The organism is Nocardia huaxiensis (assembly GCF_013744875.1).
Taxonomy (GTDB): domain Bacteria; phylum Actinomycetota; class Actinomycetes; order Mycobacteriales; family Mycobacteriaceae; genus Nocardia; species Nocardia huaxiensis.
The window spans coordinates 7,088,499-7,102,533 of the sequence record NZ_CP059399.1 but is presented as its reverse complement, the minus strand read 5'-3'; the positions used below and the strand labels follow the sequence as shown (position 1 = coordinate 7,102,533).

Sequence of the window (14,035 nt, the reverse complement as noted above, 5' to 3'; positions counted from 1 at the left end):
CGATCGAACGGCGGGTGGGCTGTGCGCCGACGCGCGGTCGCTTTCCGGTCACCACCCTGTCGCTCGGTGCGCGCACAATGGCGCGGAGGCTGCTTCGGTGTGGGCGCGCCTACTCTGGGTAGCCGATGGTGTGCGCGCCGAGCCGCGCACACGGAGACCTATGGCGGAGACGGCAGGGGTATGACGGGATTTCGACGGTGGTTGGACGAGGACGTCATCGCGAATGGCCGTTTGCCGCTGGCGTGCCTGCTGATCGGGTTCATCGTCGGATTCCTGCTGATTCGAATCAGCGTGCGGCTCATCCGCAAACAGGTGCGCTGGTGGCCGGGCAATGTGTGCGCGGGTGATGTGCACATCCATCACATGGTGTTCGGCGTGATTCTGGTGCTGTCCTCCGGTGCGGGGCTGGTCACCATGTACGAGAGCAGTCTGCCGGTGATCTGCGGGCTGGCCGTGTTCTTCGGGCTCGGGGCGGCGCTGGTGCTGGACGAGTTCGCGCTCATCTATTACCTGCGCGACGTGTACTGGGAGGAACAGGGGCGCACCTCGGTGGATGCGGTGTTCGTGGCCATCGCCGTCACCGGATTGCTGCTGCTGGGTTTCCATCCGCTGTGGCTGCTGGACATCAATGATTTCCGCAGCGACCCCAATCCTGCCGAGCGGATCGTCATCGCCGTGTTCGCCTTCGTGAACCTCGGCCTGGCGGCCATTGTCATTGCCAAGGGCAAGATTTGGACGGGTCTGTTCGGAATGTTCTTCCCGCCGCTGCTGGTGGTCGGCGCCCTGCGCCTGAGTCGCCCGGGTGCGCCCTGGGCGCGCTGGCGCTACGGCAACCGGCGCGGCCGCATGCAGCGGGCGATTCGCCGGGAACGTCGTTACCGCCGCCCCGTCATCCGGGCCAAGATCTTCGTGCAGGACCTGCTCGCGGGGAAGCCCGATGTCATTCACGTCCGCCGCGCGGCCGAAGAGGAGCTCGCCCGCACAGTCGTTCCGGCCCCGCCGGCTCCACTGCCTCCGCCGGGATCGGTAGCCGATCGGCTGCTCACGCACAGTCGCGCCGACCGGCAGGACGAGTGAACCGGGCGCTCGCCGGGGAAGGGCGCGAACCTATCCAATTGCTGAAAGATTGCCAGATGATGGGTGTCGTGCCAGGGTTGCTCCATGGGCTACGACGTCGGGGACTATCTGCTCGATCGGCTGCATGAACTCGGAGTCACCGAGATATTCGGCGTACCAGGGGATTTCAATCTGCAATTCCTGGATCGCGTGATCGACCACCCCGGAATCCGCTGGGTCGGCAGCGCCAATGAGCTCAATGCCGGCTACGCGGCGGACGGGTACGCGCGACTGCGGGGAATCGGGGCCGTCGTCACCACCTACGGCGTCGGCGAACTGAGCGCGGTGAACGCCATCGCGGGCAGCTACGCCGAACATGTCCCGGTCGTGCACATCGTCGGAGTGCCGGCCAAGGATATTCAGGCCAACCATCGCGTCATCCACCACACGCTCGGCGACGGCGACTTCCATCACTTCCGCCGCATCGCCGCCGAAGTCACCTGCGCGCAAGCCGATCTCGGCGCGGCCGACGCCCGCCAGGAGATCGACCGGGTGCTGAATTCGGTGCGCGTGCACCGGCGGCCCGGCTACCTGATGCTCGCCACCGATACCGCACGGGTCGACGTTCCACGACCGTCCGCGCCGCTGGCCCCACCCGCGGATTTCAGCAGTGCCGGGGCGCGCGCCGCCTTCGAGCAGGCCGCGCGGGAGTTCCTGTCCGGGCGGCAGGTCACCGTCCTGGCCGATGTCTTCGCCGACCGCGTCGGCGCGACCGATGAACTGCGCGAACTGCTTTCGACGCACAGGCTGCCGCATGCCACCCTCGCCTGGGGCAAGACGCTGGTCGACGAATCCGCGCCGAACTTCCTCGGCGTGTACACGGGCGCGGCATCGCCGGAGGTGGTGCGCGCCGGGGTCGAAGACGCGGAACGGCTCGTCATCGTGGGCGTGCAATACACCGACAGCACCACCGCCGGATTCAGTCAGCGCATCGACGCGCACCGGACCATCGATATCGGTCCCGAGCGCACGGTCATCGGCGGCATCGACACCTACGCGCCGCTGTCACTGCCCGTCGCACTGGAGATCCTGAGCCGGATCGCGGGCGAATTCGCCCATCCCGCAACGACTCCGGTGGTCGCTGACGCCACCCCCACCGTCGAATCGAACGGTGATGCGCCACTCACCCAGGCCACCCTCTGGCCGATCGTCGCCGAGGCGCTGGGCGACAGCAATATCGTCGTCGCCGATCAGGGCACCGCGTTCTTCGGCCTCGCCACCCTGCGCATGCCGCAGGGCATTACCTTTCTCGGCCAGCCGCTGTGGGGTTCCATCGGCTACGCCCTGCCCGCCGCGCTCGGCGCCGGACTGGCCTGCCCGGACCGCCGGGCCGTGCTCGTCATCGGCGACGGCGCCGCGCAGCTGTCGATTCAAGAACTCGGCACCTGGATCCGCGAGCGCGTGCACGGCGTCATCATCCTGGTGGACAACAACGGCTACGCCATCGAACGCGCCATCCACGGCCCCGACGCCGCCTACAACGACATCGCGCCCTGGCGCTGGGACGACCTGCCGCGGGCCTTCGGCGGCGACGAGGACTCCGTGCTGACGCTGTGCGCCACCACGATCGGCGAACTGCGTGATTGTGTGCACACGGCCACCGAGGCCAAGGATCGGCTCGCATTCTTGCGGGTGGTGACCGGAGCGACGGACTATCCGCCGCTCGTGTCGGATATCGCGTCGGCGCTCACCCGGGCCAACAGCGCGTCCTGAGCCGGGCTCGGCAGCGGGCCGCGTGAGCTGGGCAACCCCGATTAACCGCCTGCTCGCGTCGTCTGGCACAATGCACAGGTTGCCTTGAGCGCTGCTCGGGCACCGCCCAAATTATCCGGAGCATGAACCGGTCGAGCCCTTCGGGTTGCCGCCAGGTTCCTCTGTTCGCGCGAACTCCAATAAGGACGGAAATGAACACCCTCGACTTCGTCGACGCATCGTCGCTGCGCAGCGACGTCCCGGACTTCCGCCCGGGTGACACGGTCAACGTGCACGTGAAGGTTATCGAAGGCAACAAGGAACGTGTCCAGGTCTTCAAGGGCGTCGTGATCCGCCGTCAGAACGGTGGCATCCGCGAGACCTTCACCGTGCGCAAGGTGTCCTTCGGTGTCGGCGTGGAGCGCACCTTCCCGGTGCACAGCCCCAACCTCGACAAGATCGAGGTCGTCACCCGTGGTGACGTGCGCCGCGCCAAGCTGTACTACCTGCGCGATCTGCGCGGCAAGGCCGCCAAGATCAAGGAAAAGCGCTGAAGTAGCTTTTCTCTTCGAACGCCGAGTAGCCCGGCACCGCATGCATGTTCGCGGTGCCGGGCTACTCTGTTCCGGTGGCAGACGAGAGCGAGTCGATAGCGGTGCCCGGATCGGACGACGACGGCCGGGACGAGAGCCGCAAGGCCGAGAAGCCGAAGAAGAAGCAGCGTCCGTTCTGGCAGGAATTGCCGATTCTGATCGGTATCGCCGCGGTCATCACCGCGCTGGTCGTGAACTTCATCGGACGGCCGTATGTGATTCCCTCGCAGTCGATGGAACCCACGCTGCACGGTTGTGCCGGCTGCACCGGCGACCGCATCTACGTGGAGAAGCTGAGCTACTACTTCGGTGATCCGAAGCCGGGCGATGTGGTGGTGTTCGTCGGCCCCACCGACTCGTGGAACAAGACCTATCGGTCGACACGCTCGGACAATACGGTCGTCCGCGGCGTGCAGAACTTCTTCTCGTTCTTCGGCTTGGTGCCGCCGGATGAGAACGACCTGGTGAAGCGGGTCATCGCGGTGGGCGGGCAGACCGTGCAGTGCTGTGACGCGCAGGGCCGGGTCATGGTCGACGGCAAACCGCTCGACGAGCCGTACGTGGTGGCCGCCAATAACATGAACCCGAAAACCTTCGGGCCGGTGAAGATTCCGGACGGGTTCCTGTGGGTGATGGGCGACAACCGCTCCCAGTCGGCCGACTCGCGCTATCACATGGACGACCAGTACGACGGTGCCGTGCCGGTGTCCGATGTGCGCGGTAAGGCGGTCTTCAAGATCTGGCCACCGAGCCGGATCGGGCCGATCCGCTCGGTAGACCCCCAGACGAACTGAGCGCTGCGGGATAATCGACCGGTGGGGAAGACAGCGAACGGCGCGGTCCGGGTTGCGCGCGCCACGAGCCGAGAGCCGCGGGGCGGCAAAGTGATTCAGCCGCGGGGCGGCAAGGTGATTCAGCCGCGGGGCGGCAAGAGCACACAGGGCGTCGAACGGGCGGATTGGCCGCCGCGGGTGGTCATGCGCCGCTCCGGCGGGCTACGCACACTGGAATCGGCGCTGATTCGCAGCGGGCTCGGGCCCGTCGCGGGCGTGGACGAGGCCGGGCGCGGTCCGTCCGCCGGGCCGCTGGTGGTCGCTGCCTGTGTGCTGCCGCCCAAACCGGTGGCCGCGCTGTCGGCTCTCGATGACTCCAAGAAGCTCACCGAGGCGGTGCGCGAAGAGCTGTTCCCGGTGATCCAGCGGCTCGCCCTGGCCTATCAGGTGGTCGTCATCCCGGCCTGGGAGATCGACTCCATCGGCATCCACGTCGCCAATATCGAGGGCATGCGCCGCGCCGTGGCCGGGCTGGATCCGGTGCCCGGCTATGTGCTCACCGACGGCTTCCGGGTGCCGGGCATCCCGGTGCCGGCACTGCCGGTGATCGGCGGCGATGCCACCTCGGCCAGTATCGCGGCGGCCAGTGTGCTGGCCAAGGTGACCCGTGATCGCATGATGGTCGAACTCGACGAACAGTTCCCGGGCTACGGGTTCGCGACCCACAAGGGTTACAACACACCGGAACACAATGAGGCGCTGCAGCGACTGGGCGTCACCACCGAGCACCGGCGGTCCTGGCGAAACGTCCGTGAGACCGGCCGAGTGGCTACCGATACCGCGTATGCGGGATGATGTCTCTACACCCAGTGTGGCGATAAGGAGGACGTTCCACCCGATGAGCGCCGAGGACCTCGAGAAGTACGAAACCGAGATGGAGCTATCCCTGTACCGCGAGTACAAGGACATCGTCGGTCAATTCTCGTACGTGGTGGAGACCGAGCGCCGCTTCTACCTCGCCAATTCCGTCGAGCTGCGGCCGCAGAACGCCGATGGAGAGGTGTATTTCGAGGTGCGGATGTCCGATGCATGGGTTTGGGACATGTACCGGCCTGCCCGCTTCGTGAAGCACGTTCGCGTCATCACCTTCAAAGACGTCAATATCGAGGAGCTGGAGAAGCCTGACCTGCGGCTTCCCGAGTAGTCCACAGGCTCCCCGCTATCCACAGGCCGACCTGTTTCCCCAGGTCGGCGTGGCCGGTCCCGACATGGGCCCGGCCATCCTGTGTTCATGGCACACAATCTCGCGCTCGGAGCCCACGGCGAGGACCTGGCCGCCCGTCACCTCACGGACGCCGGCCTGCAGATCGTCGCCCGCAACTGGCGCTGCCGCTACGGCGAACTGGACCTCATAGCCCGAGACGCCGACCTCACCGCCTTCATCGAGGTCAAAACCCGCACCGGCCTGTCCTTCGGCCAACCCGCCGAAGCCGTCACCGTCCTCAAACAACAGCGCATCCGCCGCCTGGCCCTGCTCTGGCTCCGCGAACAGGACGGCCCCTGGCTCCGAGTCCGCTTCGACGTCGTCTCGGTCCTCCTCCGCGCGGGCCGCGCCCCGGAGATCCAGCATCTGAAGGGGGTCTTCTGACATGCCGCTGGGAAGGGCATACACGGTGGCCGTCACCGGCGTCGACGGCCAACTGGTGGAAATCGAGGCCGACATCGGCCAGGGCCTGCCCTCAGTGCACCTGGTCGGCCGGCCGGACGCGACCTTGCAGGAATCGCGGGACAGAGTGCGGGCCGCGGTCACGAACTCCGGTGAGAAATGGCCGGATGGGCGGGTAATCCTGGCCCTGTCGCCGGCGACGCTGCCGAAGATAGGGAGCGTCTACGACCTCGCCCTGGCGGCCGCGGTCATGGACGCGGCCGGTGCGATCCCGTCTCACCGCCTGGCCGATGCGGTCCTGCTGGGCGAGTTGGCCCTGGATGGTCGGGTGCGCCGAGTGCGAGGCATTCTGCCCGCCGTACTCGCGGCTCGCAACGCTGGTCGCCGCACGGTTGTTGTGCCGTCGGCCGCACTGGCGGAAGCCGGTCTGGTCAGCGGTATTCGTGTGCTCGGCGCATCCACGCTGATCGGCCTGCTGGAGTGGTTGCGCGGCGGGGGCGAGCTCGAGATTCCGGAACCGACCGTGACAGTGCCGGTTTCGTGCCGAGGCGACTTGAGCGAGGTCGTCGGTCAGGACGAGGCGCGTTGGGCGCTCGAAGTCGCCGCGGCGGGCGGTCATCACCTGCTGCTCACCGGTCCGCCGGGCATCGGCAAAACCATGCTGGCACAGCGCCTCCCGAGCCTGCTGCCGCCCTTGCGGGAGCGGGAGTCATTGGAAGTCACCGCAATCCACTCGGTGGCGGGAACACTGTCCGACGATCATCCGCTCATCACCATCCCGCCTTTCGTGGCGCCGCACCACTCGTCATCGGTCAGTGCCATGGTCGGTGGCGGCTCAGGATCCGCGCGTCCGGGGGCAGTGAGTCGTGCCCACCGTGGCGTGCTGTTCCTCGACGAATGTGCCGAGATCTCGAAGTCCGTACTCGAAGCCCTTCGAACTCCGCTGGAGGAGGGGGAGATTCGTATCGCCCGGCGTGACGGCGTTGCCCGCTATCCCGCCCGCTTCCAATTGATCATGGCGGCGAATCCGTGTCCGTGCGCCCCGGCCCGCGACATCGACTGCATCTGCGCGCCCCTGGCCCGGCGCCGCTATCTCGGGAAACTCTCCGGCCCGCTGATGGATCGGATCGACCTCACCGTGCAGATGCACTCCCAGGCCGCCGGCACCCTGGCCAGTGATCAGGCAGAGAGCAGCGAGGACGTGCGTGCTCGTGTAGCGATCGCCCGTGAGGCAGCAGCGAAACGCTGGAGCGCGGTAGGCATGTCCACCAACGCCGAGGTTCCCGGCCACGTGCTCAGGCAGCGCTTCCGCCTCCCACACGAGGCCCTCGCCCCCGTCGAGAATGCGCTCAAACACGGGCGAATGTCCGCACGCGGCGCAGACCGTGCCATCCGGGTCGCATGGACGATCTGCGACCTTCGCGGTGGTGACGTGCCCATCGCACAGGATGTGCTGCAGGCCCTGAGCTTCCGGCAGCGAGGTGCGGCATGAGGTACACCCGGAACATAGGTGCACTTCGAAGGAGTGCCACCTCGGACAGCGGGAAGTCGATGCGGGACCGGTCGCGGTCGGATGCCACAAAGTCCGTCGCGGACACGGGTGAACGCCGCAGCTACCGGAGCTGGCATGCGATCTCCGGTGGCGTGGAACATGCTCTGCGCCACCGATTCCGGCTGCTTCGCGCAGCAATCGCGCTGGCGGAGAGCATGCTCGATCGCACGGGATGTGGTGGGGGCGAGAAGGTTCGGGCAGGTGCGGCATGAGTGACTCGGATGTGCGGCGGCTGGCGTGGGTTTATTTGTCGCGGGTGGTGGCGGGGCCGTGTGCGGCGCTGTCGGCGCTCATCGAATCCGTGGGGGTGGTGGAGGCGGCGCGGGCGGTGCGCGAATGCGAGTTGCCGGAGGCGTTGCGGGGGCCGGGGGAGCGGGCGAAGCAGGTCGGGAAGGAGGCTGCGGCACGGGATTTGGAGACAATGGAGCGGCTCGGCGGGCGGGTGGTGACGCCGGAAGATGCGGAGTGGCCGGCGTGGCGGATGCTGGGGTTGAGTCACCTCGATCCGGAGCAGGATGAGGGGGCGGCAGTGCCGCTGGTGTTGTGGGTGCGGGGGCGGCGGTCGCTGGCGGAGTGTGTGGAGCGGGCTGTTGCCGTGGTGGGGACGCGGTGCAGTACCGGGTATGGGAATCACGCGACGGGGGAGATCGCGGGGGAGTTGGCCGCTCGGGGGTGGACTGTGGTGTCGGGGGCGGCATTCGGGATCGACGGGATGGCGCATCGGGCGGCGCTGGGAGCGGGCGGGGTGACCGTGGCGGTGCTGGCCTGTGGGGTGGATCGGCCGTATCCGGTGCAGCACGACCGGCTGCTGGCGGAGATCGTCGACAACGGGGTGGTGGTCAGTGAGTATCCGCCGGGGACGGGGGCTCGCAAGCATCAGTTCCTGGCACGGAATCGGCTCATCGCGGCCTTGGCGGATGGGGTCGTGGTGGTGGAGGCAGGGGTGCGCAGTGGGGCGCGCAATACCGTGAAATGGTCTCGGCGGCTGGGCCGTCCGGCCATGGCGGTGCCGGGGCCGGTCACTTCGGCGATGTCGATGGGGTGCCACCGCATGATTCGGGAAGGGGAGGCGTTCATTGTCACCAGCGCCGATGAGGTGCTCGATGAGGCGGGGCCGCTGCGGTTGTCGCTCCCGGGCATGGTGCCGCCGAATCCGGAGGAGAACCTGAGCGGCGACGACGCGGCCGTGTATGCGGCACTGCCCGAGGTGGGGGCTCGGCTGCCGCGCAGTCTCGCTGAGGCGGCGGGGCTGTCGATGCCCGCGGTCCGGGCCGCGCTGACCGGGTTGGAGATCGCCGGCCTCGTCGCCTGCGATGCGACGGGATGGTTCCGGACCGCTGTGGGCAAGCGTTCGACCGATTCTGCTGTGCGGCTGTAACCGGCCGATTCGCGGCGCGGTGGCTTGCCTCCCGGGGCGGGCGTGGTGAGGGTGGAGGGATGAGTGGATTGCCCGAGGATCTGGAAGCGCTGCTGACCGAGTACGGGCGGCATCTGCGGCTCGGGCGGAATCGGTCGGAGAACACGGTGCGGGCGTATGTGGGGGATGCGCGGTCGTTGCTGGAGGGGTTGGTGGGGCGGTCGGCGGATTCCGGTGTGGGGGAGGTGGATTTGGCGTTGTTGCGGGCGTGGCTGGGGGAGCAGGCGGCGGGTGGGGCGGCCCGGACCACCATGGCGCGGCGGGCGTCGTCGGCCCGGACGTTCACGGCGTGGTTGACGCATACGGGGCGGTTGACGGTGGATCCGGGGCCGCGGCTGGGTTCGCCGCGGGCACATCGGGTGCTGCCGTCGGTGCTGGGGAAGGAGCAGGCGAAGGCGGTCATGGATGCGGCGGAATCGGGTGCGGCAGAGCATGATCCGATGGCCTTGCGGGACCGGTTGATGGTGGAGTTGCTGTACGCCACGGGGATTCGCGTGAGCGAGCTGTGCGGGCTGGATATCGAGGATGTGGATCGGGAGCGGCGGGTGGTGCGGGTGCTCGGCAAGGGCAACAAGGAGCGGTCGGTGCCGTTCGGCGGCCCTGCGGATCAGGCGCTGGACGCGTGGCTGCGGCATGGGCGGCCGGCGTTCGCGACCGAAAAGTCGGGGCGGGCGCTGCTACTCGGGCGGCGTGGGCGGCGGGTGGATCAGCGGCAGGTGAGAACCGTTGTGCACGAGGTGGTTTCCGCAGTTCCGGGCGCATCGGACATGGGTCCGCACGGTCTGCGGCATTCCGCCGCCACGCACCTGCTGGAGGGTGGCGCGGACCTGCGAGTCGTGCAGGAGATACTCGGCCACGCCAGCCTGGCCACCACGCAGCTCTACACGCACGTGTCGATCGAGCGCCTCAAAAAGGTGCACGACCAGGCGCACCCGAGGGCCTGACGCTCGTGACGAACACCGTCGATTCCGATCGCCCCGACCATGCCCCCGCCGGTTCCGGCCGCAGCGCCGCCGAATCCTCGGATTCGGGTCGTGCGGGTCCGGTCCCCGGCTCGGTGGCGCTCATTCGGGGTGCGGCCGATTCACCTGTCATCCTCCATGTTCCGCATTCTGCCCGGCACATTCCGGCCGTGGTGCGAGCGGACATCCTGCTCACCGATCCCGATCTGGCGCGGGAGCTGGACCTCATCACCGATGCGCACACTGCGGAACTCGCCGCCGCCGCGTCGCGGCTGGCCGCCTGTCCGCCATGGCAATTCGTGAACCGGTTGTCACGCCTGGTCATCGATCCGGAGCGGTTCCCCGACGAGCGTGAGGAAATGCTGGCGGTCGGCATGGGCGCGGTCTATACCCGCACCACGCACCGTAACCCCTTGCGCGCCTGCGATTTCGACCCCGAGGAACTGCTCGATCGTTATTTCCACCCCTATGCCCGATCCTTCACCGGCCTGGTCGAGGAGCGGCTGTCCGCCACCGGCCGCGCGGTGATCCTCGATGTGCACTCCTATCCCACGGCCGCCCTGCCCTACGAACTCCACGGCGGCGGCCCCCGCCCGCCGATCTGTTTGGGAGTGGACAGCTTTCACACCCCCGCCGAACTGATCGGCCGGGCTGCCGCGGCCTTCGGCGACTTCGGCGGTACCGAGGTGAACACCCCGTTCGCGGGAACCTATGTGCCGCTGGCGCATTACGGCATCGATTCGCGAGTCACCGCCCTGATGCTGGAGATCCGCCGCGACATCTACATGAGCGAACCCGGCGGCCCCTCCGGCCCCGGCCTCCCGCGACTGGCCGCGGCGCTGGCCACTCTCATCGACGCCCTGACGTGACTTCCGTCATATCAGAAATACATCGACGAGCTATCGGAGTTGCCACTACCCTGACTTAGGTAATCCTAATATGGAGGTGGTTCCTTTGGCTCGACCCCGTACGACTTTCACCGTGCAAAGCACGATCCGGCTCTCCGACCACATGGTCCGCGTCCGCCTCGGCGGCCCCGGCTTCGCGGCCTTCCAGCCCAACGCTTTCACCGACGCCTACGTGAAACTCGTCTTCCCCCGACAGGACGGCGAGGTGGTCCGCACCTACACCGTCCGCGAAATCGACCCCGCCGCCCAGGAAATCGCCATCGATTTCGTCCACCACGGCGACGAGGGCATCGCCGGCCCCTGGGCCGCCTCCGCCCAACCCGGCGACACCATCGAGCTGATGGGCCCCGGCGGCGCCTACGCCCCCCGCCCCGACGCCGACTGGCATCTCCTGGCCGGCGACGACTCTGCCCTCCCGGCCATCGCCGCCGCCTGCGCTGCCCTCCCCGCCGACGCGACAGGCCAGGTCTTCCTGGAGGTGGCCACCCCCGCCGACGAACTGGCCCTGGTCCACCCGGAATCGGTGGAACTCACCTGGATCCACCGCGGCGACGCCCCACCCGGCGAAAAGCTCGCCGCCGCAGTCCGTTCCGCCCCCTGGCGCGAAGGCAATGTCCACGTCTTCATCCACGGCGAAGCCCACGCCGTCATGCACAACCTCCGCCCCTACATCCGCAAGGAACGCGCCGTCCCCGCCGAATGGGCCTCCTCCATCTCCGGCTACTGGCGCCGCGGCCGCACCGAAGAAGGCTTCCGCCAGTGGAAGTCCGAACTCTCCGAACGCGAAAAAGCCACCCCCGCAACGGTATAGCCGACCCCCCACCCCGGCCCGCCTCCCGGCCGCGCCGAGAGTCAGACGAACCCGCTCTCGGTCAGTTCGAATCCGTCGGCCCGGACCCGGTGCCGCTGCCCGGATCCGCCCACCACCCGCCACCAGCTCTCCACGTCCAACTCGGCCCGCTCACCGTCGTGCACCAGCGAGATGGCGAATCCGCCGTACATGCCGGGGACCGTGAACGACATCTGCGGTTCGCGGGCTTCGGTGAGCGGCCCGAGCTGCGGCAAACGAAGGAACCTGTCCAGCCCGTAGTCGTGGATCCGCCCGAGTATCACGGCGTGCAGCACATGCTCGAGCTGGAGCAGCACCGTCTCCGGCACCGGGTGGGTGCGCTGCGGAGTCAGCACCGGCACCAGATGCGCGTGTCCGCGCGCTTCGGCGATCTCCACCGGCGTCTGCCCGCGGCTGCACCGCAGCGTCCGCCACGCTCCCTGATCGATGAGTCGCTGCGCGACCTCGGCCGGCGCACCCTGCCGGGCGACCTGATGCAGTGGTGCGTAGCCCGACAGACCGCCCAGCCGAGTCGCGTTCACGTAGTCGTCCGGCCCCTTCGCCCCGACCGGGTGCGGTTGCCTGATCAGTGTCGTGAGCCGCTCCCACTGCCCGCCGCGAGCAGCATCGGCGAGCTTGTCATAGCGCTCGATATCGGCTTGTGCGTACTTGTCTCGATCGTGGGCACCCCACCACTTGATTGCCACGGCACGAGCGTAGCCATGGGCGCGCCGCGACCCGCGCCGGAAACGTATTCGACGGTCCAGGGATTCACCCGTAGCGTCGATGATCATGACGATCGAGACGGTTGCGGATCGCTACCGCACCACCCTGCGCGCCGATCTGAAGCAGGCCATGAAGGACAAGAATCGCCCGGCAGTCGCTGCCTTGCGCTCTCTGCTGGCTGCCATCGACAATGCCGAAGCCGTGGACGCCTCGCATGTCAGCGCCGGTGCGATCGAAACCAGCGCGGCGGGCCTCGGCACCGCCGACGTCCCGCGCCGAGAACTGACCGCCGAGCACATCGACACCATCATCGAATCCGAGCACAACGAACGAATCTCCGCCGCAAAGCAATACGACGATTTTCCCGGTGGCGCCGCCCGCGCCGCCGAGCTGCGCGCCGAAGCCGCAGCCCTCGCCAAATACGTCGCTTCATGATCAACGGGACCTGGTGGCGGCGACACGCCGTGTCGGGCCACCACCAGGTCCCACTGACCGATGGGTCTGGTTCTAGCGGACACGATCCGGAGGCGGCCCGCGCGGCGCGCACGATTGCGGCGGTCGGGCGGAGGGTGGTGTCGGCTCAGCTCGGTGGACGGACTGCTTCGAGGTAGCGGGCGGAGAAGATGCGCTGGATCTGCCGCACCACTGGGTTGCCGAGACGCGAATACCAGGTGCCGGGGAGTGAGAATGCTGCTACGACAACATGAACCGACTCATCGGCGGGGTCGTACTCCACCGCGAACACTTCTTCGCCGCGCAGCGGGTGACCGGGGAGCGTGCCGTAAGCGAAGCCGCGCCGGTTCGGTTCGTCGAGGACGTATACGACTCGCGCCGGGGCGGTGATGCCCAGGCGGCCGAGCCCGAAGAACATGCGTACTTCGGTGCCGGGGGTTGCGGTGGGGGTGTCGGCCTGGTGAAAGATGCCGGTGCCCTTCTGCATTCGGTAGCCGAGGATGTCGTCGGCTGCCTTGTCGAAGACTTCGCGGCCGGAGCCGATCCGGCGTCGGCGGCGGAAATGGTGGTAGCCGGGCGGGAATTCGCCCTTGGTCGCGCCGACATCGGGGTAGGTGAACGGGGCACCGGTGGGCTCCTGGGGCATGCCTCCATCCTCGTCCCGCCGCCGGTGGGCGGACAGGGCCGGTCACTGTGAGGGGCGTCTCGGACACCAATCATCGTCTGCTGTGCGGGCTCTCCGGTGACCGCGCGGTCTCGGCCGCCGAGTAGTCCGGCGCAGGGTTCTATGGCTGGGATGCTCCGGCCGGGGCGAGGGGTTTGAGCCGGATCGGCGCGCGGTGCAGCAATCCGAGCGGGTCGAGATAGTCGTGGCCGCGCCGCGCACCCCAATGCAGGCAGGCCGCCGCGGCGCATTCGGCATGTCCCGGTTCCAGCATTCCGATCGGACTTCCGCGAATGACTCTGTGTCCCAGGGCAACCGAGGCGGTAACCGGCTCGTATGTGGTGCGTAATCCGCCCGCGTGGTCGATCGACACCACTGGTTTGCCCGCGACCTTCCCGGCGAACACCACCGTGCCGTCACCGGCGGCGTGGACCGTCTGCCCGGGACGGCCGGCCAGGTCGACCCCGCGATGTCCGGGCAGCCAATCGCGGTCCGGCTTGTCGAACGCGCGCACGACCGCCGGGCGCGGCGACAGCGGCCAGCCGAATTCCCCGTTCGGCGCGGCTGTGACCGGTGCCGAGATCAGCAGTGCGGCCAGCGGAATCAGCGGAAGCGATCGGAGAATCGGCGACATGATCTGGCGCATGGACCCAGCGTCGCCGATGTGCGGGTGTGTCGGGATAC

At 68.1% G+C, this 14,035-nt stretch carries 16 protein-coding genes; 13 read left to right on the top strand and 3 right to left on the bottom strand.

What is annotated here, in order from left to right:
* The first annotated feature begins 180 nt into the window (after positions 1–180).
* The 12 genes from H0264_RS32355 (at position 181) to H0264_RS32300 (ending at position 11,490) form a co-directional block, all read left to right on the top strand.
* Entirely contained in the window at positions 181–1,077 is an 897-nt protein-coding gene (locus H0264_RS32355; protein ID WP_181581060.1) for a hypothetical protein, read from the top strand.
* 84 nt (positions 1,078–1,161) lie between these two features.
* Positions 1,162–2,829: an alpha-keto acid decarboxylase family protein gene (locus tag H0264_RS32350; RefSeq protein WP_181581059.1), complete on the top strand. Its 1,668-nt coding sequence runs from the start codon at positions 1,162–1,164 to the stop codon at positions 2,827–2,829.
* A 191-nt stretch (positions 2,830–3,020) separates the two neighbouring features.
* Positions 3,021–3,362, top strand: coding sequence for a 50S ribosomal protein L19 (gene rplS, locus H0264_RS32345; RefSeq protein WP_181581058.1), 342 nt, complete (start codon positions 3,021–3,023; stop codon positions 3,360–3,362).
* Between the two features lie 74 nt (positions 3,363–3,436).
* Positions 3,437–4,195 (top strand): signal peptidase I, encoded by a 759-nt coding sequence (gene lepB, locus H0264_RS32340; protein ID WP_231084606.1) that lies wholly within the window; start codon positions 3,437–3,439, stop codon positions 4,193–4,195.
* Between the two features lie 117 nt (positions 4,196–4,312).
* Positions 4,313–5,029: a ribonuclease HII gene (locus H0264_RS32335; protein ID WP_276514562.1), complete on the top strand. Its 717-nt coding sequence runs from the start codon at positions 4,313–4,315 to the stop codon at positions 5,027–5,029.
* A 43-nt stretch (positions 5,030–5,072) separates the two neighbouring features.
* On the top strand, positions 5,073–5,378 hold the full coding sequence (locus H0264_RS32330; RefSeq protein ID WP_011210678.1) for a DUF2469 domain-containing protein: 306 nt from the start codon (positions 5,073–5,075) through the stop codon (positions 5,376–5,378).
* Positions 5,379–5,465: 87 nt separating this feature from the next.
* Positions 5,466–5,822, top strand: coding sequence for a YraN family protein (locus H0264_RS32325; RefSeq protein ID WP_181581056.1), 357 nt, complete (start codon positions 5,466–5,468; stop codon positions 5,820–5,822).
* Between the two features lies 1 nt (position 5,823).
* The gene (locus H0264_RS32320; protein ID WP_181581055.1) at positions 5,824–7,332 is read left to right on the top strand and encodes a YifB family Mg chelatase-like AAA ATPase; all 1,509 of its coding nucleotides are present in this window, start codon (positions 5,824–5,826) and stop codon (positions 7,330–7,332) included.
* Between the two features lie 268 nt (positions 7,333–7,600).
* Entirely contained in the window at positions 7,601–8,770 is a 1,170-nt protein-coding gene (gene dprA, locus H0264_RS32315) for a DNA-processing protein DprA (RefSeq protein ID WP_181581054.1), read from the top strand.
* A gap of 59 nt (positions 8,771–8,829) precedes the next feature.
* The gene (locus tag H0264_RS32310; RefSeq protein ID WP_181581053.1) at positions 8,830–9,753 is read left to right on the top strand and encodes a tyrosine recombinase XerC; all 924 of its coding nucleotides are present in this window, start codon (positions 8,830–8,832) and stop codon (positions 9,751–9,753) included.
* Positions 9,754–9,758: 5 nt separating this feature from the next.
* Positions 9,759–10,640: an N-formylglutamate amidohydrolase gene (locus tag H0264_RS32305; protein ID WP_181581052.1), complete on the top strand. Its 882-nt coding sequence runs from the start codon at positions 9,759–9,761 to the stop codon at positions 10,638–10,640.
* 70 nt (positions 10,641–10,710) lie between these two features.
* The gene (locus H0264_RS32300) at positions 10,711–11,490 is read left to right on the top strand and encodes a siderophore-interacting protein (protein ID WP_181581051.1); all 780 of its coding nucleotides are present in this window, start codon (positions 10,711–10,713) and stop codon (positions 11,488–11,490) included.
* 41 nt (positions 11,491–11,531) lie between these two features.
* Here H0264_RS32300 and H0264_RS32295 read toward each other — a convergent pair whose 3' ends face one another.
* Positions 11,532–12,215 (bottom strand): ankyrin repeat domain-containing protein, encoded by a 684-nt coding sequence (locus tag H0264_RS32295; RefSeq protein ID WP_181581050.1) that lies wholly within the window; start codon positions 12,213–12,215, stop codon positions 11,532–11,534.
* Positions 12,216–12,300: 85 nt separating this feature from the next.
* Between H0264_RS32295 and H0264_RS32290 the strand changes: the two genes are divergently transcribed.
* Positions 12,301–12,669 (top strand): GatB/YqeY domain-containing protein, encoded by a 369-nt coding sequence (locus tag H0264_RS32290; RefSeq protein ID WP_244976015.1) that lies wholly within the window; start codon positions 12,301–12,303, stop codon positions 12,667–12,669.
* A 145-nt stretch (positions 12,670–12,814) separates the two neighbouring features.
* Here H0264_RS32290 and H0264_RS32285 read toward each other — a convergent pair whose 3' ends face one another.
* Positions 12,815–13,333 carry a DUF1990 family protein gene (locus H0264_RS32285; protein WP_181581048.1) on the bottom strand — a complete coding sequence of 173 codons (519 nt, stop codon included), beginning with the start codon at positions 13,331–13,333 and terminating at the stop codon, positions 12,815–12,817.
* Positions 13,334–13,472: 139 nt separating this feature from the next.
* Positions 13,473–13,997 carry a murein hydrolase activator EnvC family protein gene (locus H0264_RS32280; protein ID WP_181581047.1) on the bottom strand — a complete coding sequence of 175 codons (525 nt, stop codon included), beginning with the start codon at positions 13,995–13,997 and terminating at the stop codon, positions 13,473–13,475.
* Positions 13,998–14,035 lie beyond the last annotated feature (38 nt).

Excerpts from the sequence above, each read along its gene's own strand:
- H0264_RS32325 (WP_181581056.1), top strand. The coding sequence starts at position 5,466 with ATGGCACACAATCTCGCGCTCGGAGCCCACGGCGAGGACCTGGCCGCC.
- dprA (WP_181581054.1), top strand. The coding sequence starts at position 7,601 with ATGAGTGACTCGGATGTGCGGCGGCTGGCGTGGGTTTATTTGTCGCGG.
- H0264_RS32290 (WP_244976015.1), top strand. The coding sequence starts at position 12,301 with ATGACGATCGAGACGGTTGCGGATCGCTACCGCACCACCCTGCGCGCC.
- H0264_RS32355 (WP_181581060.1), top strand. The coding sequence starts at position 181 with ATGACGGGATTTCGACGGTGGTTGGACGAGGACGTCATCGCGAATGGC.
- H0264_RS32320 (WP_181581055.1), top strand. The coding sequence starts at position 5,824 with ATGCCGCTGGGAAGGGCATACACGGTGGCCGTCACCGGCGTCGACGGC.
- H0264_RS32285 (WP_181581048.1), bottom strand. The coding sequence starts at position 13,333 with ATGCCCCAGGAGCCCACCGGTGCCCCGTTCACCTACCCCGATGTCGGC.
- H0264_RS32350 (WP_181581059.1), top strand. The coding sequence starts at position 1,162 with ATGGGCTACGACGTCGGGGACTATCTGCTCGATCGGCTGCATGAACTC.
- H0264_RS32330 (WP_011210678.1), top strand. The coding sequence starts at position 5,073 with ATGAGCGCCGAGGACCTCGAGAAGTACGAAACCGAGATGGAGCTATCC.
- H0264_RS32280 (WP_181581047.1), bottom strand. The coding sequence starts at position 13,997 with ATGCGCCAGATCATGTCGCCGATTCTCCGATCGCTTCCGCTGATTCCG.
- H0264_RS32300 (WP_181581051.1), top strand. The coding sequence starts at position 10,711 with ATGGAGGTGGTTCCTTTGGCTCGACCCCGTACGACTTTCACCGTGCAA.
- rplS (WP_181581058.1), top strand. The coding sequence starts at position 3,021 with ATGAACACCCTCGACTTCGTCGACGCATCGTCGCTGCGCAGCGACGTC.
- H0264_RS32310 (WP_181581053.1), top strand. The coding sequence starts at position 8,830 with ATGAGTGGATTGCCCGAGGATCTGGAAGCGCTGCTGACCGAGTACGGG.